A 24,925-nucleotide genomic window follows, 5' to 3' on the forward strand; every position below is an offset into this window, starting at 1 on the left:
CCGGGGCCCATCCATCCCAGCGCAAAGAACTGGGTCCCGGCTCTGCGTCGCGGCGCGACGCGCTGCGCCTTGTCCGGGACACGAGACCGCGTTTGTCGTCGACCCTCCGGTAAACAACAGCCGTTCACATCCTCACGCACTCGTCAGCGCGCGTGCCGGTGCGGCTACATCTTTCCCGCCGAGTGTTGTTTTCAGGTCATTTACTTTATTTCGAACATTTCCTTTGTTCCCCCTGCTGGCTGGCCCTTGGCAGCCGTGCTTGGAAACCAACCGGTTAAAGGGCGCGGTTAAGAATGTCCCCTGACAAGGACGTGGCAAGCTGGCAATTGCCGGTTCCGCGTAATTTTGGACGATCCGTTCGGGCTTAGGGGAAAATCGATGTCGATTAGGATTGCGGCGGCGCTGGCCGCCACCATCGGGGCAGGGGTCTTGATGTCGACGGCGGCGCAGGCGCGGCCGGAAATGGTGGGGGCGCATCTGGCCGACTATTCGCCGGGCACCATCGTGGTCAAAACCAGCGAGCGGCGGCTCTATCTCATCCTCGATAACGGCCACGCCGTGCGCTATCCGGTCGGCGTCGGCAAGTCCGGCAAGCAATGGGCCGGCACTACCCGCATTGACGGGAAATATCGCAACCCGGCCTGGGCACCGCCGGCCGAGGTCAAGCGTGACAAGCCGAGCATTCCCGACATGATTCCGGGCGGCTCGCCGCGCAACCCGATGGGCGTTGCGGCGATGACGCTGGCCGGCGGTGAATACGCCATCCACGGCACCAACGTGCCGGGCTCGATCGGCGGCTTCGTCTCCTATGGCTGCATCCGCATGCTCAACGACGACATCACCGATCTCTATGGCCGCGTCTCGGTCGGCACCACGGTGGTCGTGACGCGCTGATCGCCGGGATCAAGGCAAGACAGGAAAAGGCCGCGTCCCCGAACGCGGCTTTTTTGTTACCAGAAGCGCCAGCCGCGCGTGCACCAGCCGTCGCGATGGCCGCCAGTGTAGCTTCGCGCAAAACCGCCGGCGAGCAATGCCGCCGCAACGTTCGCAGTCCGCCGGGTCGCGACGTCGGCGAGAACGCGGCCGTATTTGTCGGGGCCGAGATTGGTGATCGTCACGTCGCCCTGACCGAGCAGATCGCGCAACGCGCGGGCCGCGGCTTCGGCCTTGTCCTGCTCCTCCCGGCAAGACGCTTTCATCTCGGGCGCGTCGATGCCGCGCAACCGAACCCGCACGACGAGATCGCGGCCGCCGCGCTGACGAACACGCGCGAGAAAGGTGTCGCCGTCGATGGTGCGAATGACGTCCACCGGCTCGCGAACATCGGGATGGCCCGCCTGCTCGAGAACGATCTCGGCATTCCGCGTGCGGTCGCCATCGGCATCAGGAACAAGCCAGCCCATTCCATGGCGAAAGGTGAGTACGACGGCCAGCGCGATGCCCACCACGAACATCCACGGCAATAATCCGGAGAAGCGCCGACCGAACGGCGAGCCGCCGAACTGCGGCCGATAGGAATTAGGTCGATCCCGGAAAGGCATCAATCACGCTAGGACAGAGACGGGGGAACTCAAAGCACGAGCGCGCACATAGCGGAACCATGCAGGAAAATTCCATCGTCGAATATGTCGGCCGTAGTTCTACCGGAGATCCGCGAATATTACCCAAATCTCAATCATTGGTTGCGAATACCTGCTATACAGCAACGCGAGGAGAGAGCGGTGGGGTCATTCAGGTTTCGCATTGGAACAAAGCTCGGCATCGTCACCGGCGTGAGCGTTGTGCTGGTCTGCGGCATGCTGACCAACCAGATGCTCGGCAACCGGTCGATTGCCGAATCCAATCGCCTGGTCACGATCAACTACCTCAACAAAGGCAATGCGCAAGCGGCGCAGACGGCGATGGCGCGGGCGCAGCTCGCAGCTCTCGAGATCAGCTCCGCCTCGTCAGCCGGAGAGGTTGACAAGCTCCTCGAGAATCTCCGCGCGCGAGCAGGCGAAGCCGGCGCGGAAATCGATACGGCCACCGACCGGGCGACCCGCAAGGTCACCCAGGACGCCTATCGTGAGACCAAGAAATTCGTCGATGCGTATCTGACCAGCGGCATTGAACTGGCGGGGGCGCAAAAGACCGTCATTGGCGCCCCCTCGGGCGGCGCCAGGACTGCCGCAGAGTCGACGAAGGCCACCATTCTCGCAGAGCGTATGCGTCCGGCAGCCCTGGAAGTCAGCAAACGGATCGACGATCTGGTCGGCGTTGCCAACGAATTCGCCGCGCGCCGCAAGGGCGAGATGCTGGCCGAACTGGACCGCGTCGCCACCTTCGCATTGATCGTCGGCGTCTTCGTCGTTCTGACGTTGATCGGGTCCGCCGTCTTTTCCGTGTCGAACATCGCCCGGCCGATCCGGCGCATCGGCGACGTGCTTCTCCAGCTCGCCGCCGGCAACAAGGCGATCGAGATTCCCTACACGCGCCGCGGCGATGAAGTCGGCGACAACGCTCGCGCGGCTCAGACCTTCAAGGAAAACCTGATCCGTATCGAGCAGATGGAGGTTGAGCAGAAGAATCAGGAAGCCGCTGCGGCCGCTCAGCGCAAGGAAGAGATGACCCAGCTCGCCGGCGTGTTCGAAGCCGCGGTCGGCGGCATCATCGACTCTGTGTCAGCGGCCAGCCAGCAGCTCGAGGCAGCCGCCGGTACGCTGTCGGGAACCGCGGAAGAGACCCAGGAACTCTCCGGAATGGTCGCGGCGGCCTCGGAGGAGGCGTCCACCAATGTCGGAGCGGTCGCGTCCGCCGCCGAGGAAATGAGCACCTCGGTCGTCGAGATCGGACGCCAGGTCCACGATTGCAGCCGCATCGCCAGCGAAGCGGTCAGGCAGGCCGAGCGCACCGATGTCCGGATCAATGAACTGCTCAAGGCGGCGGGCCGAATTGGCGACGTCGTCAAATTGATCACCGCGATTGCCGAACAGACCAACCTCCTGGCGCTGAACGCAACGATCGAGGCGGCGCGCGCCGGCGAATCCGGCCGCGGCTTTGCGGTCGTGGCGAGCGAGGTGAAGGCGCTCGCGGCGCAAACCGCGCGAGCGACCGAGGAAATCAGCGCGCAGATCGCCGGCATGCAATCGGCAACCGAGGACTCCGTCGGAGCGATCAAGGAAATCGGCGCGACCATCGCCCGCATTTCAGACATTTCGTCCACCATTGCAGCGACGATCGAAGAACAGGGTGCAGCGACGGCCGAGATTGCGCGCAACGTCAGCGAAGCCGCCAAGGGAACCGTCGAAGTCGCAGACAAGATCGCCCAGGTCAGTCATGGCGCGAGCGCGACCGGCGCGGCGTCGGGGCAGGTGTTGGCATCGGCGCGCTCGCTGTCGAGTGAAAGCAGCCTCTTGAAGACGGAAGTCGAGAAGTTCCTCAACACCGTGCGCGCGGTATGAAACTGCATAGCGGCGACGAGCACATCTTCAATGCTCGTCGCGTATGGATAGCGCCTCCGGGATTCCCCGGAATTGTCCGGCACCCATGACAACTGTAGGTTGGAAAAGATCCAACGAGCAATCGCTCGTGGAACTCCCTACAGCGGGTCCTCCGACATGAACATCGACGCAATTTCAGCCGATTCGCTCGAACGAATGGCCGACCTCGTTCGGCAGCAGCACAGTTCCCTCGACACCATGCTGCTGTCCCCAGTGGGCGAATTCCAGAGCAGAGCCGTCACGCTCGCGACGTTGATGCGTGAAGTGACGGACTGCCTCGCCGAGGATTTCCTGCATCGTCCGGCGCAGGACTTTCCGATGCTCTATTTTGCATGCGGCAAGGCCAGAGTCGGCTCGACCGCCCTCAGCAATCTGTTCGGCATGACCGGCATGCCTTCATATTATCAACCGCTGAAGGCGATCCTGCGCGACGCGCTCGTCGGCCGTCCGCTGACGCCCTGGGTCATCCCCTCGGCGAGCGACGAGCCGCACATCTTCAGCAAGGAAACGATCGGGCCCTACGTGCTCGCCGAGAGCTTGTTCAATCCGCTGCAGCTCCTGGTCGAAGCAGGCTATCCGCGGCACCGTCTGCATCTCATCATGCTCGATCGCGAGCCGGCGAGTTCGCTGGCGTCATGGCTCGAGAAGCTGATTTCGCGCGGGCCCGAAGATACATTGCTGCGGCACTATGTCGTCGCCGCACTCAGCGCGGCCCGCGTCGCAGGTTACGCCCAGCAACAAGGCGTTCCCGTCACGCACTACGTCTACGAGGTGAGCAAGGAGGCCCTGTCGTCGGTGCGCGTCTTGTTCGACCGCCTCGGCCTTTCGAGCAGCTTTACCGAGAATGCCGTGACGTCATGGCGGGAACCGGGAAGCGTGCAGGCAAACAACGCGCGCGTCATCTTCCCGAGCGAAGCGACGATCTACAAGGTGCCCAATCTGCACACCTCCGATAGCGCCTATCGCTACCAGCGCCGCGCGACGGGCTCGGTGAGCGAAGCTCAGCTGGAGATCCTGGAGCGCTGCGGGGTCAATGACGCCTATCGAGCTTCGGTCGCGGCGTGCGTCCGCGATCTCGGCCTGAATGCGGCAATTTCGGCGCATCTGTTCGGCGACTGGTTCGCTGAGGCCGCGTGATCCGCATGCTGGACAATCCCACGAGCGCCGAACCCCTCCTTGAAAGAACCGGCGGCGAGCAGCTTCACGCCGCCGGCCATCTTCGGCGCCTGGAGGCGGAAAGCATTCACATCCTGCGGGAGACGGCGGCCGAATTCCGCAGGCCGGTGATGCTGTATTCCATTGGCAAAGACTCCTCGGTGCTGCTGCACCTGGCGATGAAGGCCTTTCATCCCGGCAAGCCGCCATTTCCGCTGCTGCACGTCGACACGACATGGAAGTTCCGCGAGATGATCGCGTTTCGCGACCGTCGCGCGCGCGAACTCGGCATCGACCTGATCGTCCATACCAACAATGACGGCTTGAGCCAGGGCATTGACCCCTTCACCCACGGCTCGGCCCGTTACACCGACGTCATGAAGACCCAGGCGTTGCGGCAGGCGCTGGACCTCCACGGCTTCGACGCCGCGATCGGAGGCGCGCGGCGCGACGAGGAGAAATCGCGCGCCAAGGAGCGCGTGTTCTCGCACCGGAGCGCGGCGCATCGCTGGGATCCGAAGAACCAGCGGCCCGAGCTGTGGAGCCTGTACAACACGATGCTCGCACCCGGCGAGAGCATGCGGGTGTTTCCGCTGTCGAACTGGACCGAGCTCGACGTCTGGGACTACATCCTGCTCGAGGACATCCCGATCGTTCCGCTCTATCTGGCGGCTTCGCGCCCGGTGGTTGAGCGCGACGGCGCGCTGATCATGGTGGACGATGAACGGATGCCGCTGCATGCAGGCGAAGAGCCGCGATGGCGCTCCGTCAGGTTTCGCACCCTGGGCTGCTATCCGCTCAGCGGCGCCACGGTCTCGACCGCGGCAACGCTCCCCGAGATCGTGCGCGAGATGATGGCCTCGCGCACCTCCGAGCGGCAGGGACGCATGATCGACCGGGACAGTCCCGCATCGATGGAGCGCAAGAAAGCGGAAGGCTACTTCTGATGTCCTATCACGAGGCACCCACGATCGCTGCCTCCGATGCGCCGCGGCTCGAACAGGACGATCGTCCGACGCTGCGTTTCGTCACTTGCGGCAGCGTCGACGACGGCAAGAGCACGCTGGTTGGCCGGCTGCTCTACGATTCCAAGACGCTGCTCGACGACCAGCTCGACGCGCTGGCGTCCGAGAGCCGGACGGTCGGCACCACCGGCGGCGATTTCGATTTCGCGCTGCTGGTCGACGGCTTGCAGGCCGAGCGCGAGCAGGGCATCACGATCGACGTCGCCTACCGCTTCTTCGCCACCAAGCTGCGCCGCTTCATCGTCGCCGACACGCCGGGGCACGCGCAGTATACCCGCAACATGGCGACCGGCGCCTCCAACGCCGATCTCGCCGTGGTGCTGGTCGATGCCCGCAAGGGCGTAATCACGCAGACGCGGCGCCACAGCCACATCCTGTCGCTGCTTGGTATCCGTCACGTCGTGCTCGCCGTGAACAAGATGGATCTGATCGGATTCGACGGGGATCGCTTTGCGGCCATCACTGCCGAATATCTGACCATGGCCGGACAGCTCGGAATCTCGCAGGTCCAGTGCATCCCTGTCGTCGCGCCCGACGGCGACAACATCGTCGCCGCCAGCGCGCGGATGCCCTGGTACGCCGGGCCGACCGTCACCGCCTATCTGGAATCGGTCGACGTTTCCGGCGATGTCTCGCAGCGGCCGTTCCGGTTGCCGGTGCAATGGGTCAACCGGCCGCATGCGGAGTTTCGGGCTTCTGCGGGCGTATCGCCAGCGGAACGGTCGCGATCGGCGAGACCATCGCCGTGCAGCCCTCGGGCCGCCAGACGCGCATCGCGCGCATTCTCATCCCCGGCGGCGAGCGCGACCGCGCTGCGGCGGGCGAATCGGTGACGCTCACGTTGACCGACGAGATCGACGTCAGTCGCGGCGACGTGCTGACGGCGGGGCCCGCGCCACAGGTCTCGGATCAGCTGGCCGCCCATCTCGTCTGGTTCGACGACGAGGCCATGGTCGCGGGCCGTCGCTATTTGCTCAAATGCGGCGCGGCCTCGACCGGCGCGGTGATCACGACGCTCAAGCACCGCATCGCCATCGACACCATGGCGCATGAAAGCGCTGCCACACTCGACGCCAACCAGATCGGCTACGCCCATCTCAGCCTCGACCGTCCATTGGTGTTCGAGGCCTATCGCGACGACCGCGACATGGGCAGCTTCATTCTCGTCGATCCCATCAGCCATCGCACCGCCGCCGCGGGAATGATCGATCTCTCGCTCCGCCGCGCCACCAACATTCATTGGCAGCGGCTTGCCGTCGACAAACCCGTGCGGGCGCAGCTGAAGCAGCAGCGGCCCTGCGTGCTCTGGTTCACGGGGCTGAGCGGTGCCGGCAAATCGACCATCGCCGATCTCGTCGATCGCAGGCTTGCCGAATTCGGGCGCCACGCCGCGCTGCTCGACGGCGACAATCTCCGCCACGGCATCAACCGCGACCTCGGCTTCTCCAACGCGGACAGGGCGGAGAACGTCCGGCGCACTGCCGAGATCGCGGCGCTGTTCGTCGATGCCGGCATGATCGCGCTGGTCGCGCTGATCTCACCGTTCCGCAACGAGCGCGAGCTGGCGCGCCAGCGGGTCGAGGCAGGCGAGTTCATCGAGATCCATGTCGCGACCCCGCTGGCCGAATGCGAGCATCGCGATCCCAAGGGGCTCTATCGCAAAGCACGGGCGAGAGAGCTGCCATCGTTCACCGGCATCGATCAGCCCTACGAGATGCCGCAGGCGCCGGAGATCACCATCGACACGTCAGAAATGTCGAGCGACGCGGCCTGCGAGCGCATCATCGGTTATCTCAGGGACAATCACTATCTGTAGTGGCGGGAGTGGACGCCTTCCAGGACCGGCGATCGCTCAGAAGTCGGAGGCGATGCCCTTGCGCTCCCAGTCGCCGTAGCGGGTCGGCTCGGGTCCCTTCGGCCCCTGCAACTCCTTCGGCGCCGCCTTGCCGGCCTCTTGGGCCTGCGCGGCTGCGGACTGTCGGCGCGCCTCGGCTTCGGCCAGCGCGCGCTGGGCTGCCGGCGTAAGCTGCTTGCGGGCGGGAACGGGAGGCTGATCACTCATCGCCAGGCTTTCTAGCGCAGGACGAGCCGCAACGCGATGTCCAATAACGCATTCCTGAAATCGGCCCGGAAGGGCTGAAAAAGCCCGAAGCGATTCTTACATTTGGCATATTCGCGTGCCAGAGATTGGGTTCTCAAGGCATGCGCCCATTGCGGCGGAACTGCCGCTTGCTCAGAACCTTGCTTCCGCATGCCATCTCAACGTTTCGCCCCTCCGTCCGAAGTGCCCGGTCTCGCGGCGCGACGGATTGCCGCCGACATCGTCGACGGCGTGCTGCACAAGCACCGTACGCTCGATGACCAACTCGACGGCAGCGGCGCCCATCCCGGACTGAAGACGCTTGCCGACCGCGACCGCGCGCTGATGCGGCGACTGGTCGCCACGGTGCTGCGCCGGCTCGGCACGCTCGGCCATGTGCTGTCCCGCCTGCTCGACAAGGGCATCCCCTCCGATGCGCCGCGCGCGCAGAGCGCACTCCTGATCGGCGCGGCGCAGATCCTCTGGATGGACGTGCCGGATCACGCGGCCGTCGACCTCTCCGTTCGCCTGGTGCAATCCGACCGGCGCGCCGCGCGCTATGCCGGCCTCGTCAATGCCGTGCTGCGCCGCTGCGCGCGCGAGGGCGCGGCGCTGGTCGAGGAGGTCGCCGCGCAATCGCTGGATCTGCCCCCATGGCTGCTCGCGCGCTGGAGCGCGCATTATGGCGAAGCAACCGCAAGGGAGATGGCACTGGCACTCGGCCACGAGCCTTCGCTCGATCTCACGGTGAAGTCCGATGCCGCGCAATGGGCGAACCGCCTGCACGGCGAGACGCTTCCGACCGGAACGGTGCGGATGCTGCTGCACGGCTCGGTGACCATGCTGCCCGGCTTCGCCGAGGGACAATGGTGGGTGCAGGACGCCGCAGCCGCGCTGCCGGCCCGGCTGTTCGGCGACGTCAAGGGCAAGTCCATTGCCGATCTCTGCGCCGCCCCCGGCGGCAAGACCGCACAACTGGCGCATGCCGGCGCGCAGGTCACGGCGATCGACCGCTCGCCGGCCCGGGTGATGCGGCTGCGTGAAAACCTGGCGCGGCTGTCGCTCCAGGCCGAGACCGTCGTCGCTGACGCCGTGGAATGGGCCGGCCCAGCCGAAGGCTTCGACGGTATTTTGATCGATGCGCCCTGCACCTCGACCGGCACGATCCGCCGTCATCCCGATGTGGCGTGGCTGCGGCAGGAAGCCGACGTCACCGCCATGACTGTGCTCCAGCAGCGGCTGCTGCGAAAATCGGTATCGTTGCTCAAGCCGGGCGGCACGCTGGTCTACTGTACCTGCTCGCTGGAACCCGAAGAGGGTGAGCAGGCCGTGGCAACGCTGCTGGCGAGCGAGCCTGCGCTTCGCCGCGTCCCGATCGAGGCCGCGGAGGTCGCGGGCCTCGACGAAATCATCACAGGGGACGGCGATCTGCGCACCCTGCCCAGCCATCTGCCGAACGCCGATCCCAAGCTCGGCGGTCTCGATGGGTTTTTCGCGACCCGGCTCGTTAAATCCTGATTTTGCACCGGATTTTGCGACCGCGACGCTGATTCGCACACGTTCAAGGTGGTGTCAGACGTCCGATTTTGGGATTAATAGGGATTCGTCGGAATCCTCTCCCCCTTCAAGGCAAAGCGTGTCGGTCGCTCAACGCAGACGTATCTCGACGCTGGTCATGAACCGCTTCGCGCGGAACATGCTCGCGCGCGCGAGCGGCGGTTCCGTTGCGCTGTCGCGGGTCTGGCCCGGCCGCACCGATCGGCTGATCATCGCGCCGCACGATCTGCGCACCGCGGATGCGACTCGCGCCGCCGAAATCTATGCCGGCCGCTTCGTCTTCGCCGGCAAGATCGTCAATTGCCACGGCCGTTCGATCTTCGATCTCGAGCCGCCGTCGGAGGATTGGGAAGTCGCGCTGCTCGGCTTCGGCTGGCTGCGCCATTTGCGCGCCGCCGACACCGCGCTGACACGGGCGAATGCGCGCGCGCTGATCGAGGACTGGATCGCCAACCCCGCCAACAAGCGCCGCCCGGTCGCGCGCCGCGCCGACGTGCTGGCCCGGCGCGTGATCTCGCTGCTGTCGCAGGCGCCGCTGGTGCTGGGCGAGACCGACAACAAGTTCTACCGCCGTTACCTGCGCGCCCTCGCGCGCGAGATCCGCTTCCTGCGCTACACCATGGTCAACATTCCCGACGGGGTGCCGAAGCTCCAGGTGCTGATCGCGCTGTGCTATGCGGCCTTGTGCCTCGCCAACCAGGCGGGCCAAATCCGCAGCGCATCGAAGAAGCTGTCGGACGAATTGCAGCGGCAGATCCTGCCCGACGGCGGACACATCTCGCGCAATCCGGGCGCGCTGATCGAACTCCTGATCGACCTGCTGCCGCTGCGGCAGACGTTTGCTGCGCGCAACATCGCGCCACCGCCGGCGCTGCTCAACGCGATCGACCGCATGATGCCGATGCTGCGCTTCTTCCGCCACGGCGACGGTAACTTCGCGCTGTTCAACGGCATGAGCGCGACATCGTCCGACCTGCTCGCCACGCTGCTCGCTTATGACGACACCCACGGCGCGCCGATGGCGAACATGCCGCATACCGGCTTTCAGCGCCTCGATGCCGGCCAGACCACTGTGATCATCGACACCGGCCCGCCGCCGCCAGCCGGCGTCAGCCACGATGCCCATGCCGGCTGCCTGTCGTTCGAACTGTCTTCCGGCATCAGCCGCATCGTCACCAATTGCGGCATGCCGACCACGGGCCGCGACAATTGGCGGCCATTCGCCCGCGGCACCGCGGCGCATTCGACGCTGACCTATCACGATACTTCGTCGTGCCAGTTCGTCGAGATGTCGGCGATGAAGCGGCTCTTGCACGGCTCGCCGGTTACCAGCGGCCCCGTCGAGGTCGAGAGCTATCGCGAGATCGTGCAGAACGGCACGCTGCTCACGACCTCGCATGACGGCTATCTTTCTAAATTCGGCGCGATCCACCGCCGCGTGCTGATGATCGCCAATGACGGCGCGCGCATCGACGGCGAGGACACGCTGTCGCCGCCGCAGGGCGGACGCTTCAAGGGTGCCGACGCTGACTTTGCGCTGCGCTTCCATCTGCATCCGGCAGTGAAGGCGAGCCGGCTGTCTGATGCGCGCGGCGTCATGCTGGTGCTGCCGAACCGCGACGTCTGGACCTTCGAGGCGCTCGACGACAAGGTCGACCTCGAGGACAGCGTGTTCCTGGCCGGCAATGACGGGCCGCGCCGCACCGCCCAGATCGTGATCCGGCAGGACGCGCGGCAGGCGCCCTCGATCCGCTGGAGCTTTGTCCGCTCGACGGCATCGCCGACCGTCACCAATGCCCGCCGCAACGCTCGGCGCGAACCGGAACTTCCGCTGTAAACGCGCGGATTCAGCCCTATCTGATCGTTGTGAAGCACGCCGAAAACTGCTATCGAGCCCTCGCTCGCGCGACTGGCGACCTTGGATGGAGCACCATCGGGAAGCGCGACACATATCTGCCGCGCGCCTGGGCATAGACACTCCTTAAGACAGAGGATCTTGCTCATGACTGACCATCCCCGCCGCGTCACCCGCGCCCTGCTTTCCGTTTCCGACAAAACCGGCCTGATCGAATTCGCAAAGGCGCTCGCCGCGCATGATGTCGAGCTGGTCTCGACCGGCGGCACTGCGAAAGCAATCGCCGCGGCCGGCCTCAAGGTGAAGGATGTTTCCGACCTCACCGGCTTCCCCGAGATGATGGACGGCCGCGTCAAGACGCTGCATCCGAAGGTACATGGCGGCCTGCTCGCGATCCGCGACAACAAGGAACATGTGGACGCGATGAAGGCGCACGGCATCGCACCGATCGATCTTTTGGTCGTCAATCTCTATCCGTTCGAGGCGACCGTCGACAAAGGCGCCGGCTTCGAGGATTGCATCGAGAACATCGACATCGGCGGCCCCGCGATGATCCGCGCCGCCGCGAAGAACCATGACGACGTCGCCGTTGTCGTCGAGGCAGATGACTACAAGGCCGTGCTCGACGAGCTCGCCGCCAACAAGGGCGCGACCACGCTGAAACTGCGCCGGCGGCTTGCCGCGAAGGCCTATGCGCGCACCGGCGCTTACGATGCCGCGATCGCGAACTGGTTCAATCGCCAGCTCGAGATCGACGCGCCCGACTTCCGCGCCTTCGGCGGCAAGTTGATCCAGTCGCTGCGCTACGGCGAGAACCCGCACCAGACCGCGGCGTTCTACGTGACGCCCGACAAGCGCCCGGGCGTCTCCACGGCCCGGCAGCTCCAGGGCAAGGAGCTCTCCTACAACAACATCAACGACACTGATGCGGCCTATGAATGCATCGGCGAGTTTGACGCCAAGCGCACCGCGGCTTGCGTCATCGTCAAGCACGCCAACCCCTGCGGCGTCGCGGAGGGATCAAACCTCGTCGACGCCTATCGCAAGGCGCTGGCCTGCGATTCCACCTCGGCCTTCGGCGGCATCATCGCGATGAATCGTCCGCTGGACGCGGATACGGCCCGCGAGATCACAAAAATCTTCACCGAGGTGATCATCGCGCCCGACGCCACCGAGGAAGCGATCGCCATCATCGGCGGCAAGAAGAACCTGCGGCTGCTGCTCGCCGGCAGCCTGCCCGATCCGCGCGCGCCTGGCCTCACCGCCAAGACGGTCGCCGGCGGCCTGCTGGTGCAGAGCCGCGACAACGCCGTGGTCGACGACATGACCTTCAAGATCGTGACCAAGCGCGCGCCGACCGACGCTGAAATGCGCGACCTCAAGTTTGCGTTCCGGGTCGCAAAACACGTCAAGTCGAACACGATCATCTACGCCAAGGATCTCGCCACCGTCGGCATCGGCGCGGGTCAGATGAGCCGGGTCGATTCGGCCCGCATCGCCGCGCGCAAGGCCCAGGATGCGGCGAACGAGCTGAAGCTCGCCGAGCCGCTCACCAAGGGCTCGGTGGTGGCGTCGGATGCGTTCTTCCCCTTCGCCGACGGCATGCTCGCCTGCATCGAGGCCGGCGCCACCGCGGTGGTGCAGCCCGGCGGCTCGATGCGCGACGACGAGGTGATCAAGGCCGCCGACGAGCACGGCATCGCCATGGTGTTCACGGGCACGCGGCATTTCCGGCACTGAGTCGATCGGCAAGGCGAGCTGCAAGAGCGAACGACGAACCCACCGACTTCGTCATTGCGAGCGCAGCGACTTGTCCGCCGAAGCCTTGGCGAAGGCGGAAGCAATCCAGTCTGTTTCCGCGGAGATAGTCTGGATTGCCTCGTCGCTTCGCTCCTCGCAATGACGAAGGATGAATCGCGTGATGCGACTAATCCCGCACCCGCATCAACAGCCCCAGCCCCGCGACGAAGAACACCACCAGCACCGCCATGCCGGCCTTCTGGCTTGCGGTCACCGCGGTGATCGTGCCGATCAGCAGCGGTCCGATGAAGGACGTCACCTTCCCGGTCAGCGCGAACAGGCCGAAATACTGCGCGATGCGGTCCTTCGGTGCGAGGTGGATCAGCAGCGTGCGTGAGGCCGCCTGGAGTGGACCGCCGGCCGCGCCAATGAGGCAGCCCAGCACGAGATAGGCGCGCTCGGCCGCGCTCGAGAACAAGGGAGCGTCTGCTTGCGGCGGCGCGACCTTGATGAACAACACGCTGTCCTTGTCGACCAGGAGAATTGCCGCCACGGACAACAGCAGCACGAGCAAGCTGCCGGCGATGACGCGCTTCGGCCCGAGACGATCATCCAGCTTGCCGCCGAACCATGCGCCAAATGCGCCGGCAATCGCGAGCATGATGCCGAAGGTGCCGATCTGGATGGTGTGCCAGCCGAAGGTGCCCGCGGCATAGATGCCGCCAAAGGCGAACAGCGACACCAGACCATCCGTATAGATCATATTGGCGAGCAGAAATGCCGCCAGCGATCTCTGCTGCGGCAGGCTTCTGATCGATTGCCTCAGCTCCAACAGCCCCTCACGCAAAGCCTCGCGCACCGGGCGCTTCGCCGGATAATCCGGCGTGAACAGGAACAGCGGTGTCACGAAGACGATGAACCACAGCCCGGTCAGCGGCCCCACGATGCGATCGCCCTGATGGCTGACCGGATCGAGCCCGAACAGCGGCGTGAAGCCGAGTAATGTGCGGCCGGTCTGCGGGTTGGCCGCGAGGAAACCGAGCACGATGATCAGGCTGACGATTCCACCGACATAGCCGGTGGCCCAGCCGGTGCCGGAGAGCCGTCCGATGCGCTCCGGCGGCACCAGCGTCGGCATCATCGCATTGTTGAAGAGGGTAGCGAATTCCGCGCCGACGCTGGCGAGCGCGACTGCGATGAGCAGTGGCGGAATGATGGAGGGATCGCCGGGCTTGCCGATCCATAGCGTGCAGGATGCAACCACCAGCAGCGCACCGAACCCGGCGATCCACGGCTTACGGCGGCCCGAGGCGTCCGCGATGGCGCCCAGCACCGGCGACATCAACGCGATCGCAAGGCCCGCGGCCGCCATCGCAAATCCCCACATCGATTGGCCGGTGGCGGGGTTCGGCGCAATGCTGGTGGCGAAATAGGGCGCGAACACGAAGGTCGTGATCAGCGTGAAATAAGGCTGCGCGGCCCAGTCGAAGAAAATCCAGCTGACGACGGCGGCGCGCGGCGGATAGGTCCGCGCCACGCCGGCCATGCGTACATCCGGGGCGATCGTCGTCATCACGCAGTCCTCATCACGAACAGTTTTGCCTCTCTTGGGGCAAACCGTATAGCATTGCAGCGAGGCATGTGAACTGGTTCGAAGCCACGGCGGAAGCTTGATGATGTCGTCAAATTCGACAAGGCGGACATTTTTCGCCTTCATAGCGGCCCTGGCGTTTGGACTGTCACCGGCGGCCGCCCAGGATGCGCGACGGGCCTATGTCCCAGCCGCGCCTGACACGGTGCGCGCCGTCGCCGCCGAGCACGGCATGGTCGTCGCGCAGGAGAGGATATCTGCGCAGATCGGTGCCGATATCCTGCGGAGCGGCGGCAATGCGGTCGATGCCGCGGTCGCGACCGGCTTTGCGATGGCCGTGACCTATCCGCGTGCCGGCAATATCGGCGGCGGCGGCTTCATGGTGATCCATTCCGCGGACCGCAACGAAGACATCACGATCGATTACCGCGAGACGGCGCCGGCGGCCACCACGCCGCAAATCTTCCTCGGCGCCGACGGCAAGCCCGATACGGCGAAGTCACGGGATTCCGCGCTCGGTGTCGGCGTGCCCGGCACGGTCGCGGGCCTCGCTTTGGCATTGCAGAAATACGGCTCGGGGCAATTCACCCTGGCGCAATTGCTTGCGCCCGCGATCGCGCTGGCCCGCGACGGCTTCGCCGTCGGCGACGATATGGCCGACACGCTGCCTACCTGGCACCGGCGGCTGGCACGCTGGCCCTCCTCGGCGAAAATCTTCTCGCGGCCCGATGGCACGCCGCTGGGCGAAGGCGACAGGTTGGTGCAGGGCGATCTCGCTGAAACGCTCTCGTCCGTCGCCGCACAGGGGCCACGCGGCTTCTATGAAGGACCGGTCGCGGAAAAGCTCGCCAAAGCCGTGACGGACGCCGGCGGCATCATGACGCCCGCCGATTTGAAGGCCTATCAAGCCGTGATCCGCGCGCCGGTGCGCGGCACCTATCGCGGCTATGACATCGTGTCGATGCCGCTGCCTTCGTCGGGCGGTGTCGTGCTGGTGGAGACGCTCAACATCCTCGAGGGCTTTCAGCTCGCCGATCTGAAGCAGGGATCGCCGGCATCGCTGCATCTTCTGATCGAGGCGATGAAGCGCGCCTACGCAGATCGCGCGCGCTATCTCGGCGATCCCGCCTTCGTCAACGCGCCGATCGAGACGCTCGTCGCGAAGGACTACGCCGCCAAGCTGCGCGCCGGCATCTCCGCCGAACGCGCCACGCCGTCGAAGGAGCTCGTTTCCGCGGCTCCCTCGCCGCGCGAGGGCAGCAACACCACGCATTTTTCCGTCGTCGATTCCAGCGGCAACGCCGTCAGCAACACCTATACACTGAACTTCAGCTACGGCGTCGGCCTCGTTGCCGACGGCACCGGCGTGCTGCTCAACAACGAGCTCGACGATTTCACCGCCGCAATCGGCGCCTCCAATGCCTACGGTCTCGTCGGCTTCGAGGCCAATCTGCCGGGCCCCGGCAAGCGGCCGCTGTCCTCGATGTCGCCGACCATCGTGCTGAAGGACAGCAAGCCGGTGCTGGTGACGGGCTCGCCCGGCGGCAGCCGCATCATATCGAGCGTGCTGCAGGTCATCGTCAACGTCCTCGATTACAAGATGGATGTTGCGGCCGCCGTCGCAGCGCCTCGGCTGCATCACCAATGGTTGCCGGACGAAGTCCGTGTCGAGGGCGGCTTTCCGAGCGATGTTCTGGGTAAGCTGAAGGCGATGGGCCATGTCATCGTCGAGCCGATGGGGCAGACGTCGGCCAATTCGATTGTCGTGACACCCAACGGGCCGCTCGGCGCACCCGATCCGCGCACGCGCGGCGCAGAAGCTGCGGGGCAGTAATCGGCGCGTTCCTGACCGAGCTCTATCCAACGCGGCTGCGCGGCTCCGGCCAAGGCTTTTGCTACAATTTCGGCCGCGGGATCGGCGCGCTGTTTCCGTTCCTCGTCGGCGCGCTGTCGGCGTCGACCTCGCTTGCGAATGCGACCGCGATCTTCGCGGTGGTCGCTTACGCGCTGTTCTTCATCGCCGCCTTCGCGCTGCCGGAGACGCGCGGACGCGTGTTGCACGCGCACTAGCAGTCACTGTCATCCCGGGGCGGCTCGCAGAGCCGAACCCGGGATCTCGTCATTCCGGGTTCGCGCTTCGGGCGCCCCCGGGATGACGATAAAAAAGAACTACCGTCCCACCTGATACGGCCCGCCCTTTTCCAATGCGCGCGCATAGGCAGGCCGCGCGTGGATGCGCTCGAGGAACGCCATCGCCTTGGGATGGCCCTGCTCGAGCCCGCCGCGCGCTTGCGCCGCTTCCAGCGGAAAGCTCATCTGGATGTCGGCTGCGGTGAACTCGTTGCCGGCGAACCACTCGCTCTTTGCAAGCTCGCCTTCCCAGTAATCCATGTGCTGCTTGAGCTGCGGATTGACCAGGGTGGTCAGCGCCTGGTTCGAGACCTTGCGCACCAGCGGACGCAGCAGCGCGGGTGCGCGCTTCGGCATCAGCGTGAACAGCAGCTTCAACAGCAGCGGCTGCATCGCGGACCCTTCGGCGTAATGCAGCCAATAGGTGAAGCGCAGCCTTTCCGGCGTGTTCGGCGGCGGGATCAGCCGGCCGTTGCCGTAGGTAGCGATGAGATATTCGATGATCGCGCCCGACTCGGCGATAGTGTTGCCGTTGTCGGTGATGACGGGCGACTTGCCAAGCGGATGAATGGCGCGCAGCTCCTTCGGCGCGCGCATGTCCGGCTGGCGCTGATAGCGCACGATCTCGTAGGGCACGCCCAACTCTTCGAGCAGCCACAGCACGCGCTGCGAACGGGAATTGTTGAGGTGGTGAACGGTCAGCATCGGCGAGGTCCCCGGGGCAAGGCGTAGTGGCTAGGCGTGCGCAGTCGCGGCGCCGTTCGTGCCAGCCTGGGATCACAATGTCGAGCCATCAGGACGGATATTTTCACCCGGGTATATTGACGCCGACAATTTACCCGGGTATTAAATGACCCAACGTCGTCAAAATGACAATGATTCCAATGCAGAAGATTTTCACCGCCTTCCAGGGGCAGCGTCGCCTGGTGTCCGGGCCGGCAGGCGAGATCGCGCTGGTCATCAAGCGGGTAGCGCAACGGCCGGACGAGCCCATCCTCATCTTCGAGGACGGCACCGGCCGATCGATCGACTTCGATCTGCGCGGCGGGGATCGCGAGGTCCTGGCGCGGTTGGCGAAGCTTGTGCCGCCGCCGGTCGAGGAGAGCACTCCACCGAGCGAGCCGCGCGGGCGCGGGCGGCCGAAGCTCGGCGTGGTCGCGCGCGAGGTGACGCTGTTGCCGCGACACTGGGAGTGGCTCAACGCGCAAGCGGGCGGCGCCTCGGTCGCGCTGCGCAAGCTCGTCGATGAGGCCAGGCGCGCGAGCGGCGACAAGGACCGCGAGCGGCAGGCGCGCGACGCGGCCTACCACTTCATGTCGACCATGGCGGGCAACCTGCCGCAGTTCGAGGAAGCCTCGCGCGCGCTGTTTGCCGACGACCGGCGACGCTTCACCGGACTGATCGCGGACTGGCCGACCGATATCCGCGACCACATCGTCAAGCTCGCCTACAGCGACCGCGCTTAAGGCGCGCGCGCTCTCACCTTCCCATCGACGGCCGAGCCGCGCATTGCGCGGCAACGGCTTCGCACGCCCTGATGAAAGGCCAATCCATGTCTGTCCCCAAGCCGCTCTGGACAACATTCCTCCGCTTCCTCGCACCCTTGATGCTGAGCAACGCGCTGCAATCGCTGTTCGGCACCGTCAGCAACGTCTATCTCGGCCAGATGATCGGCGTCGATGCGCTCGCCGCGGTCTCAGTCTTCTTCCCGGTGATGTTCTTCCTGTTCGCCTTCGTGATGGGGCTGAGCACCGGCGCGACCGTGCTGATCGGCCAGGCCTTTGGCGCGGGCGAGCACGGCCGGATCAAGAGCGTCGTAGGCACGACGCTCGCGATCGGCCTTCTGCTTTCAATCTCAGTGGCGCTGATCGGCGGGCTCTTCAGCCGTCAGCTGATGATGGCTCTCGCCACGCCCGCGGACATTCTCGACCAGGCCAGCGCCTATGCGCGCATCATGCTGCTGACGATGCCGCTCGGCTTCATCTTCCTGTTGATGACGGCGATGATCCGCGGCGTCGGCGATGCGCTGACGCCGCTGCTGGCGCTGGCGTTGTCGACCGCGATCGGGCTGATCCTGACGCCGATGTTGATCCGTGGGTCATTCGGACTGCCGGCGGCCGGCATCACCAGCCCGGCGTGGGCGGCCGCGATCTCGAACGCACTCACGTTGATCGCGCTGGCACTCTATCTGCTACGAAAGAAGCACGCGCTCGCGCCGGACGCGGCGCTGCTGGGTCACCTGCGGCTCAACGGCGCCATGCTAGGAAAAATCCTCGGCATCGGATTGCCGAGCGCTATCGGCATGGTGGTGATGGCGATCGCAGAGCTGGTTCTGCTCGGCCTCGTCAACCGCTTTGGATCGGAGGCCACTGCGGCCTATGGCGCCGTCAACCAGGTGATGGGCTACACGCAGTTCACGGCGATGTCGATTTCGATCGCGGTCTCGATCCTGGGCGCGCAGGCCGTCGGCAGCGGCGACAGGGCCCGGCTCGACGGCATCGTGCGGACCGGGCTCGCTTTCAACCTCGTTTTGACCGGTGGGCTCGTGGCGCTGATCTATCTCGCGCCGCGCGCAATCCTCGGCATCTTCATCACCGATGCCGCCGTGCTCGATCTGGCAAAAGGCCTGCTCGATATCGCCCTGTGGAGCTCGGTGCCGTTTGGCCTCGCCACAGTGTTCTCAGGTGCCATGCGGGCGGCCGGCGTCGCGTTGATGCCAATGCTGCTCTCGATCTTCGCGATCCTCGCGATCGAGCTGCCTGCCGCGGTGATCCTGAGCCACACGATGGGCCTTGCGGGCGTGTGGGCCGCCTATCCCATCGTGTTCTGCGCCATGTTCGTCTTGCAGATGGGCTATTACCTCATGGTCTGGCGCAAGCGGGCGATCCGACGGCTGGTCTGATTTCCAGAGTATTATGCTCATCATTAAACGGTGGACCCGCAGGGCACGCTGCGTCACAATGTGGGTAAGCCAGATCAAAAAAGTTAGGTCACGGAGACGATTTTGACCCGCACAACCCCGCAATTCCTGTTCGATTTCGGCAGCCCGAATGCCTATCTCAGCCACCTCGCGATCCCCGCGATCGAGCAGCGCATCGGCGTCAAGTTCGAATATATGCCGATCCTGCTCGGTGGCATCTTCAAGTCGACCAACAACAAGTCGCCGGCCGAGACGCTCGCGGGCATCAAGAACAAGCGTGAATTCCATCAGGTCGAGACCGAGCGCTTCATCAAGCGCTTCCATGTCCAGCCCTATGTCTGGAATCCGCATTTCCCCATCAACACGCTGAACCTGATGCGCACGGCGATTGCCGCACAGCTCGAGGGTGTATTCGAAAAATACGTCGAGGCGGCCTTTCACCACATGTGGCGTGAGCCGAAGAAGATGGACGATCCCGAGATCGCGGTGAAGGCGCTGGCCTCATCCGGACTCGACGCCCAGAAGCTGTTCGCCCGCAGCCAGGAACCCGAGGTGAAGGGCAGGCTGATCAAGAACACCGAGGACGCCGTTGCCCGCGGCGCGTTCGGCTCGCCGACCTTCTTCGTCGGCAACGAGATGTTCTTCGGCAAGGAGCAGCTGCGCGAGGTCGAGGAGATGGTGCTCGGGACTTAGCCGCTCATTCTCCGGCGACAGAATGTGATCGCGGCAACATTCTGGATTGCTTCGCTTCGCTCGAAATGGCGATTATAAGTAGCCGCCAAGAGTAATAATCAAGAGCAACAATGGAGCATCCCATGCGTATCCTCGTGGTCGGCGCCGGCGCCATCGGCGGCTATTTTGGTGGCAGGCTGTTGCAAGCCGGCCGCGACGTCACCTTCCTGGTCCGGCCGCGCCGCGCCGGCGAGCTCGCAAGCGCCGGCCTCGTCATCAAGAGCCCGAATGGCGATGTGACCTTGAAGAATCCGCCGACCGTGCAAGCCGACGTGCTCAAGGACAAGTTCGACGTCGTGCTCTTGAGCTGCAAGGCGTTCGATCTCGACGACGCCATCAAATCGTTTGCGCCGGCGGTCGGACCTGATACGGCAATCATCCCGATGCTGAACGGCATGAAGCATCTCGATATCCTCGATGCAAAATTCGGCAAGGAGCGCGTGCTCGGCGGCCTCTGCGCCATCGCGGCGACCCTGAACGAGAAACGCGAGGTGGTGCAGCTCCAACCGATGCAGTCGCTGAACTACGGCGAGCGCGACGGAAAGCTGTCAGATCGCGTCAAGGCGATCGACGAGGCCTTCAAGAGCGGTATCACCGGTGCCGCCGCCAGCCAGAACATCATGCAGGACATGTGGGAGAAGTGGGTGTTCCTGTCCTCGCTTGCGGCCTCCACCAGCCTGATGCGCACCTCCGTCGGCAACATCCTCGCCGCGCCCGGCGGCCGCGACTTCCTGCTCGGCATGCTCGATGAGACCAGCGCGATCGCCACCGCGTCGGGCTATACGCCGGGCGGGCCGTTCTTCGAGCGAGTGAAGGGCAACCTCACCGCCGAAGGCTCGCCGATGACGGCCTCGATGTTCCGCGACATCAAGGCGGGCCTGCCGGTCGAAGCCGATCACGTCATCGGCGATCTCATCGCACGCGCCGATGCCGCCAAGGTGCCGGTGCCCAAGCTGCGCATCGCCTACACGCATTTGAAGGCGTATGAGAGGCAGCGGGCGGGGTAACACCCAGCCACACACTCGGTGTCGTCCCGGACAAGCGTAAGCGCAGATCCGGAACCCATAGCCACAAGACTACATTGTGCGCGACGTCGTCACTCCGAGCCCTCGTAACCACATCTTCCTGTGGTTATGGGTCCCGGATCTGCGCGCGCTTGAGGCGCGCTTGTCCGGGACGACAGCGGAGATTGCCGCAACTAGCCCCGCACTATTTCAAATGCGTGAGATAGTGCGAGACCGCCGTGATTTCCTCGTCGCTCATGTGATAGGCGACATCGGCCATCGCGGCGACGCCGCCGCCGACGCGCTGGCCCGCTTTGTAGTCGCGCAACGCCTTGACCAGATATTCCTCGCGCTGGCCAGCCAGTCGCGCCACTCCCTTGGTGCCGGCGAAGCTGTCCGTATGGCATGAGGCGCAGCGGCGGCCTGCGGCAACTTGCGCGCCTTTCTTCGACAGGTCTGGGTCGCTGTCCTCCGGTCCCTTCGGCGGCGTCAGTTGCGAGAAATAAGCGCCGAGATTGCGGATGTCCTCATTGGTGATCTCCTCGACGATCGGCTGCATCTGGTCGTTCTTGCGCGAGCCCGCGCGGAAGAACACGAGCTGCCACTGGATGAACTGATCAGGCTGGCCGGCCAGCGAGGGGATATTCTCCGTCTGCGAAACGCCGTTCTCGCCGTGACAGCCGGAGCAGACGGCAGCCTTCTCCTTGATCGCAGCATTGTCCGCAGCCTGAGCCGGGACGGATGCGAGCGCCGCAAGCGAGAGCGCGCCGATGGCGTAGGAAGAAAACTGGCGGCGCATCGTTGGAATTCCGATCTAATTAGCTCATTCCAGGGCGTGCGAAGCACGAGCTAAGATGCGCAATTGCGCATCCGAGAATCCATAACCCCGATTTATGGTTATGGGTTCCGGACTTGCGCTGGCGCGCAATCCGGAACGACAACATCCACGTTTTCAGCAAAGAGGCTGCGGCACCCTCCGGCCACCGCAGCCTCTTTCTCTTGTCGTGCTACTTCTTGCTGTAGCTGATGCGGTAGATCGCGCCGGCCCAGTCGTCGGCGACGAGGATCGATCCGTCCTTGGCGAGGATGATGTCGTCAGGACGCCCGAGATAACCCTGGTCGCCCTCGATCCAGCCGGAGGCGAACACCTCCTGCTTGGGGTTCTTGCCGTCAGGCCCGACGATCACGCGCATGATGCGGCCGCCTTGGTACTTGTGGCGATTCCAGGAGCCGTGCTCGGCGATCAGGATGTTGTTCTTGTACTCGGCGGGGAACTGGTCGCCGGTATAGAACTTCATGCCGAGCGGAGCGACGTGCGCACCGAGGTTCAACACCGGCGGCGTGAACTCGGAGCATTTGTGGCCCATGGCGAACTTGTCGTCCGGCAGATTGCCCTGGTGGCAATAGGGATAGCCGAAATGCTCGCCGATCCGGTTGATCATGTTCAGCTTGTCCGAGGGCAGATCATCGCTGATCCAGTCGCGGGCATTCTCGGTGAACCAGTACTTGCCGGTGCGCGGATCGACGTCGCCGCCGACCGAGTTGCGGACACCGAGCGCGTAGATCTCGGCATTGCCGGTCTTGGGATCGACGCGGCGGATCTGCGAGACGCTGGTCGGCGGGACACCGATGTTGAAGGGCGGTCCGAACGGAATGTAGAACCAGCCCTCCTTGTCGACTGCGATGTACTTCCAGCCATGCGCGGCATAGGACGGCATGTCGTCATAGACGACCTTGCCGTCGCCGAGCTTGTCGAGATTGGCCTCCGCATTGTCGTAGCGGATCAGCTTGTCGACAGCGATGACGTAGAGCGCGCCGTCCCTGAAGGCGAGACCGGTGGGCATGTTGAGGCCCTTGAGGACGGTCTTGACCTCCTTCTTTCCGTTGTTGTCCTTGATGGCATAGACGTTGCCGAGGCCGAACGAGCCGACGAACAGCGTGCCCTTGTCACCCCAGGCCATCTGCCGCGCGGCCAGCACGCCGGAGGCATAGACCTCCATCTTGAATCCTGGCGGCAGCTTGACCTTCTTGATGATGTTGGCGAGCTCGGCATCGGAGGCGCCGGTCGGCGGACCCGACGGCGGCGCGAGACCCTTCTGCGCCTCGGTCTCGTCGCCGAGGAACCAGTCATCTGGCGGATGGGTCCAGAACTCCTTGGTGCCGGATTCGTATTTCTTCAGCGGTTTGCTCTTGTCCTGCTGTTGCGCGCTGCCGGCGCTGGTCCCCGCAAGAAGGGCCACGGCCGCAAGTGCCAACACGGATCGATGGAACATCGATGTCATCGCGTCACTCCCCTAAGGCAGCCGCCAGGGCTGCGATTTATTTTGTTTTGCTAGTCGAGAGGCGAAGTTTGGGGTCTGCCGAGAGGCAGACATAAAAAGGCTAGCACATCTGCGAGTGCTGAGAAGGGCATCGCATGGGTTGCGGTTGCGCTCATTAAATATTGAGACGGAGTGTCAATGAGCGCGAACACCGCGACGACAGCGTTCTCGCTGCAACGCGGAATCAGACCGGCAGGCGGCTCGCCTTCAGACAGCACGAGAGACGGGCCAAAACAAAAACTGCGAAAACAACCCCATGCACAGTAGAACGGCTCGGGCCGGGTTGCGCGCGGTGACGCCGGACAGGCATTTGATGCATCGAGCAAAATGACGAACGCGGCGCTCAGGGGGCGACAGGGTAAGGCCCGTCGTCGAACACCGCGTCATGATAGCCTTTCGCGCCGACCTCGCGCGCCAGCGCACTGCGAAAATCGCGACCCTCGCGAAGGCAGCTCAGCACATGCGCGAAGTCGAATTCCGGCCGCCAGCCGAGCTCACGCCGCGCGCGCTCGTTGACATAGACGCGGTCGATCTCGGGGAGGAGGTTCCAGCCTCGCGCCGCATACAGCTGCGCGCAATCCGGATAGAGCTCGCGCACGACACCGGCCGCATCGCGCGCAAGCGCGGCGAGATGGCGCGGCTCGAACGGGCTGGTGGCGGAGACGATGTAGCGGGCGAAACCGATCTTCGGGGCGCGTTCGGCGGCGAGCAGATGCGCGCTCACGGCGTCCGCGATGTCCAGCCGGCGATAGAGCAGCTCGTTGGCCTGCGCGTTCTCCAGCGTGTAGGCCGAGCGCATCGCCGGATCGTCATCATCTTCCGGAAAGAAGCGCGAGGTCCGCAAGACGACGACCGGCAGAGCGCGCTCGCGATAGAACAGCTCGCACAGGGTCTCCGCCATCAGTTTTGTGGTGCCGTAGATGTTTTTGGGCACCGGCAGCAGATCCTCGGTGACCCACACGGCGGCCTGCCCGGCCCCGGAGCGAAGCTGCGAGCCGAACGCGCTGGTGGTGCTGGTGAAGACAAAGCTGCGCACGCCCGCGCTCGCCGCCGCCTCGAGCAGGTTGAGCGTGCCGGTGACGTTGGTGTCGACAAAGTCTCGTTTGCTGTGGGTCCCCACATGCGGCTTGTGCAGCGTCGCGGTGTGGATGACGGCGGTGACGCCGTCCATCTGGCGGCGCACGAAGCCGGGATCGACAATCGAGCCGACCGCGTCGGTGAAGGGCGATGGCTTCAGATCGATCCCGCGCACCGGGGAACCGCGAGCCCGGAGGGTCCGGAGGATGGCTTCCCCGAGGTGGCCTGCGCTGCCGGTGACCAGAATTGTCATTGCGAA

General features: G+C 64.8%; 19 protein-coding genes, 2 pseudogenes and 1 riboswitch. Of the genes and pseudogenes, 14 read left to right on the forward strand and 7 right to left on the reverse strand.

The genetic code is table 11. The annotated features are described in order from the left end of the window. Window positions 1-378: 378 nt before the first annotated feature. A complete protein-coding gene (locus tag XI04_RS28655) occupies window positions 379-894 on the forward strand; it encodes a L,D-transpeptidase (protein WP_028139328.1) in 516 nt (171 codons plus the stop codon). Between the two features lie 56 nt (window positions 895-950). Here XI04_RS28655 and XI04_RS28660 read toward each other — a convergent pair whose 3' ends face one another. Beyond that, window positions 951-1,541, reverse strand: coding sequence for a thermonuclease family protein (locus XI04_RS28660; protein ID WP_028139329.1), 591 nt, complete (start codon window positions 1,539-1,541; stop codon window positions 951-953). Window positions 1,542-1,721: 180 nt separating this feature from the next. Here XI04_RS28660 and XI04_RS28665 point away from each other — a divergent pair, with 180 nt between their 5' ends. The 4 genes and pseudogenes from XI04_RS28665 (at window position 1,722) to cysC (ending at window position 7,475) form a co-directional block, all read left to right on the forward strand. Further along, a complete protein-coding gene (locus XI04_RS28665; protein ID WP_028139330.1) occupies window positions 1,722-3,440 on the forward strand; it encodes a methyl-accepting chemotaxis protein in 1,719 nt (572 codons plus the stop codon). A gap of 156 nt (window positions 3,441-3,596) precedes the next feature. Beyond that, the gene (locus tag XI04_RS28670) at window positions 3,597-4,616 is read left to right on the forward strand and encodes a sulfotransferase family protein (protein ID WP_028139331.1); all 1,020 of its coding nucleotides are present in this window, start codon (window positions 3,597-3,599) and stop codon (window positions 4,614-4,616) included. A 5-nt stretch (window positions 4,617-4,621) separates the two neighbouring features. Beyond that, the gene (gene cysD / locus XI04_RS28675; RefSeq protein WP_038972993.1) at window positions 4,622-5,581 is read left to right on the forward strand and encodes a sulfate adenylyltransferase subunit CysD; all 960 of its coding nucleotides are present in this window, start codon (window positions 4,622-4,624) and stop codon (window positions 5,579-5,581) included. Continuing rightward, a pseudogene (gene cysC, locus XI04_RS28680) lies at window positions 5,581-7,475 on the forward strand (adenylyl-sulfate kinase). Before cysD ends, cysC begins: the two are co-directional and overlap by 1 nt. Window positions 7,476-7,511: 36 nt before the next feature. Here cysC and XI04_RS28685 read toward each other — a convergent pair. Further along, window positions 7,512-7,721, reverse strand: coding sequence for a DUF1674 domain-containing protein (locus tag XI04_RS28685; protein ID WP_028139334.1), 210 nt, complete (start codon window positions 7,719-7,721; stop codon window positions 7,512-7,514). A 189-nt stretch (window positions 7,722-7,910) separates the two neighbouring features. Here XI04_RS28685 and XI04_RS28690 point away from each other — a divergent pair, with 189 nt between their 5' ends. The 3 genes from XI04_RS28690 (at window position 7,911) to purH (ending at window position 12,891) form a co-directional block, all read left to right on the forward strand. Beyond that, on the forward strand, window positions 7,911-9,257 hold the full coding sequence (locus XI04_RS28690; RefSeq protein ID WP_028139335.1) for an RsmB/NOP family class I SAM-dependent RNA methyltransferase: 1,347 nt from the start codon (window positions 7,911-7,913) through the stop codon (window positions 9,255-9,257). A gap of 157 nt (window positions 9,258-9,414) precedes the next feature. Next, window positions 9,415-11,133, forward strand: coding sequence for a heparinase II/III family protein (locus tag XI04_RS28695; RefSeq protein WP_028139336.1), 1,719 nt, complete (start codon window positions 9,415-9,417; stop codon window positions 11,131-11,133). A gap of 58 nt (window positions 11,134-11,191) precedes the next feature. Next, window positions 11,192-11,273, forward strand: a riboswitch (ZMP/ZTP riboswitch). A 25-nt stretch (window positions 11,274-11,298) separates the two neighbouring features. Then, window positions 11,299-12,891 carry a bifunctional phosphoribosylaminoimidazolecarboxamide formyltransferase/IMP cyclohydrolase gene (purH, locus tag XI04_RS28700; protein ID WP_271610600.1) on the forward strand — a complete coding sequence of 531 codons (1,593 nt, stop codon included), beginning with the start codon at window positions 11,299-11,301 and terminating at the stop codon, window positions 12,889-12,891. Between the two features lie 187 nt (window positions 12,892-13,078). Here the strand turns inward: purH and XI04_RS28705 are convergent, their stop codons facing one another. After that, window positions 13,079-14,464, reverse strand: coding sequence for an MFS transporter (locus XI04_RS28705; RefSeq protein WP_028139338.1), 1,386 nt, complete (start codon window positions 14,462-14,464; stop codon window positions 13,079-13,081). 100 nt (window positions 14,465-14,564) lie between these two features. On the opposite strand from XI04_RS28705, the gene ggt reads away from it, so the two are divergent. After that, window positions 14,565-16,316 carry a gamma-glutamyltransferase gene (ggt, locus tag XI04_RS28710; protein WP_271610599.1) on the forward strand — a complete coding sequence of 584 codons (1,752 nt, stop codon included), beginning with the start codon at window positions 14,565-14,567 and terminating at the stop codon, window positions 16,314-16,316. Beyond that, window positions 16,316-16,552: pseudogene (locus XI04_RS28715) on the forward strand (MFS transporter); the annotation flags it as partial. The gene ggt and the pseudogene XI04_RS28715, both read left to right, overlap by 1 nt. Before the next feature lie 99 nt (window positions 16,553-16,651). Here the strand turns inward: XI04_RS28715 and XI04_RS28720 are convergent. After that, window positions 16,652-17,317 carry a glutathione S-transferase family protein gene (locus tag XI04_RS28720; RefSeq protein WP_028139340.1) on the reverse strand — a complete coding sequence of 222 codons (666 nt, stop codon included), beginning with the start codon at window positions 17,315-17,317 and terminating at the stop codon, window positions 16,652-16,654. Window positions 17,318-17,481: 164 nt separating this feature from the next. Between XI04_RS28720 and XI04_RS28725 the strand changes: the two genes are divergently transcribed. The 4 genes from XI04_RS28725 to panE all read left to right on the forward strand — a co-directional run bounded on the left by XI04_RS28725 (window position 17,482) and on the right by panE (window position 21,271). Then, entirely contained in the window at window positions 17,482-18,078 is a 597-nt protein-coding gene (locus tag XI04_RS28725) for a DUF2239 family protein (protein ID WP_271610598.1), read from the forward strand. A gap of 86 nt (window positions 18,079-18,164) precedes the next feature. Then, on the forward strand, window positions 18,165-19,514 hold the full coding sequence (locus XI04_RS28730) for an MATE family efflux transporter (RefSeq protein ID WP_173015740.1): 1,350 nt from the start codon (window positions 18,165-18,167) through the stop codon (window positions 19,512-19,514). Between the two features lie 102 nt (window positions 19,515-19,616). Next, window positions 19,617-20,225 carry a 2-hydroxychromene-2-carboxylate isomerase gene (locus XI04_RS28735; protein ID WP_028139343.1) on the forward strand — a complete coding sequence of 203 codons (609 nt, stop codon included), beginning with the start codon at window positions 19,617-19,619 and terminating at the stop codon, window positions 20,223-20,225. Window positions 20,226-20,347: 122 nt separating this feature from the next. Then, window positions 20,348-21,271 (forward strand): 2-dehydropantoate 2-reductase, encoded by a 924-nt coding sequence (panE, locus tag XI04_RS28740; RefSeq protein ID WP_038973012.1) that lies wholly within the window; start codon window positions 20,348-20,350, stop codon window positions 21,269-21,271. Window positions 21,272-21,473: 202 nt separating this feature from the next. On the opposite strand, the gene XI04_RS28745 is transcribed toward panE, so the two are convergent. The 3 genes from XI04_RS28745 to XI04_RS28755 form a co-directional block, all read right to left on the reverse strand. Then, entirely contained in the window at window positions 21,474-22,067 is a 594-nt protein-coding gene (locus XI04_RS28745) for a c-type cytochrome (RefSeq protein ID WP_038973000.1), read from the reverse strand. Window positions 22,068-22,275: 208 nt separating this feature from the next. Then, window positions 22,276-23,550: a PQQ-dependent sugar dehydrogenase gene (locus XI04_RS28750; RefSeq protein WP_028139346.1), complete on the reverse strand. Its 1,275-nt coding sequence runs from the start codon at window positions 23,548-23,550 to the stop codon at window positions 22,276-22,278. Window positions 23,551-23,932: 382 nt separating this feature from the next. Further along, the gene (locus tag XI04_RS28755) at window positions 23,933-24,919 is read right to left on the reverse strand and encodes an NAD-dependent epimerase/dehydratase family protein (protein WP_179879870.1); all 987 of its coding nucleotides are present in this window, start codon (window positions 24,917-24,919) and stop codon (window positions 23,933-23,935) included. Window positions 24,920-24,925 lie beyond the last annotated feature (6 nt).

This window comes from Bradyrhizobium sp. CCBAU 11430, from assembly GCF_028128855.1.
GTDB lineage: Bacteria > Pseudomonadota > Alphaproteobacteria > Rhizobiales > Xanthobacteraceae > Bradyrhizobium > Bradyrhizobium ottawaense.

Coding starts and splice junctions, on each gene's coding strand:
- XI04_RS28655 (WP_028139328.1), top strand. CDS start 379: ATGTCGATTAGGATTGCGGCGGCGCTGGCCGCCACCATCGGGGCAGGG.
- XI04_RS28660 (WP_028139329.1), bottom strand. CDS start 1,541: ATGCCTTTCCGGGATCGACCTAATTCCTATCGGCCGCAGTTCGGCGGC.
- XI04_RS28670 (WP_028139331.1), top strand. CDS start 3,597: ATGAACATCGACGCAATTTCAGCCGATTCGCTCGAACGAATGGCCGAC.
- cysD (WP_038972993.1), top strand. CDS start 4,622: ATGCTGGACAATCCCACGAGCGCCGAACCCCTCCTTGAAAGAACCGGC.
- XI04_RS28685 (WP_028139334.1), bottom strand. CDS start 7,721: ATGAGTGATCAGCCTCCCGTTCCCGCCCGCAAGCAGCTTACGCCGGCA.
- XI04_RS28690 (WP_028139335.1), top strand. CDS start 7,911: ATGCCATCTCAACGTTTCGCCCCTCCGTCCGAAGTGCCCGGTCTCGCG.
- XI04_RS28695 (WP_028139336.1), top strand. CDS start 9,415: ATGAACCGCTTCGCGCGGAACATGCTCGCGCGCGCGAGCGGCGGTTCC.
- purH (WP_271610600.1), top strand. CDS start 11,299: ATGACTGACCATCCCCGCCGCGTCACCCGCGCCCTGCTTTCCGTTTCC.
- XI04_RS28705 (WP_028139338.1), bottom strand. CDS start 14,464: ATGACGACGATCGCCCCGGATGTACGCATGGCCGGCGTGGCGCGGACC.
- ggt (WP_271610599.1), top strand. CDS start 14,565: ATGATGTCGTCAAATTCGACAAGGCGGACATTTTTCGCCTTCATAGCG.
- XI04_RS28720 (WP_028139340.1), bottom strand. CDS start 17,317: ATGCTGACCGTTCACCACCTCAACAATTCCCGTTCGCAGCGCGTGCTG.
- XI04_RS28725 (WP_271610598.1), top strand. CDS start 17,482: ATGACAATGATTCCAATGCAGAAGATTTTCACCGCCTTCCAGGGGCAG.
- XI04_RS28730 (WP_173015740.1), top strand. CDS start 18,165: ATGTCTGTCCCCAAGCCGCTCTGGACAACATTCCTCCGCTTCCTCGCA.
- panE (WP_038973012.1), top strand. CDS start 20,348: ATGCGTATCCTCGTGGTCGGCGCCGGCGCCATCGGCGGCTATTTTGGT.
- XI04_RS28745 (WP_038973000.1), bottom strand. CDS start 22,067: ATGCGCCGCCAGTTTTCTTCCTACGCCATCGGCGCGCTCTCGCTTGCG.
- XI04_RS28750 (WP_028139346.1), bottom strand. CDS start 23,550: ATGACATCGATGTTCCATCGATCCGTGTTGGCACTTGCGGCCGTGGCC.
- XI04_RS28755 (WP_179879870.1), bottom strand. CDS start 24,919: ATGACAATTCTGGTCACCGGCAGCGCAGGCCACCTCGGGGAAGCCATC.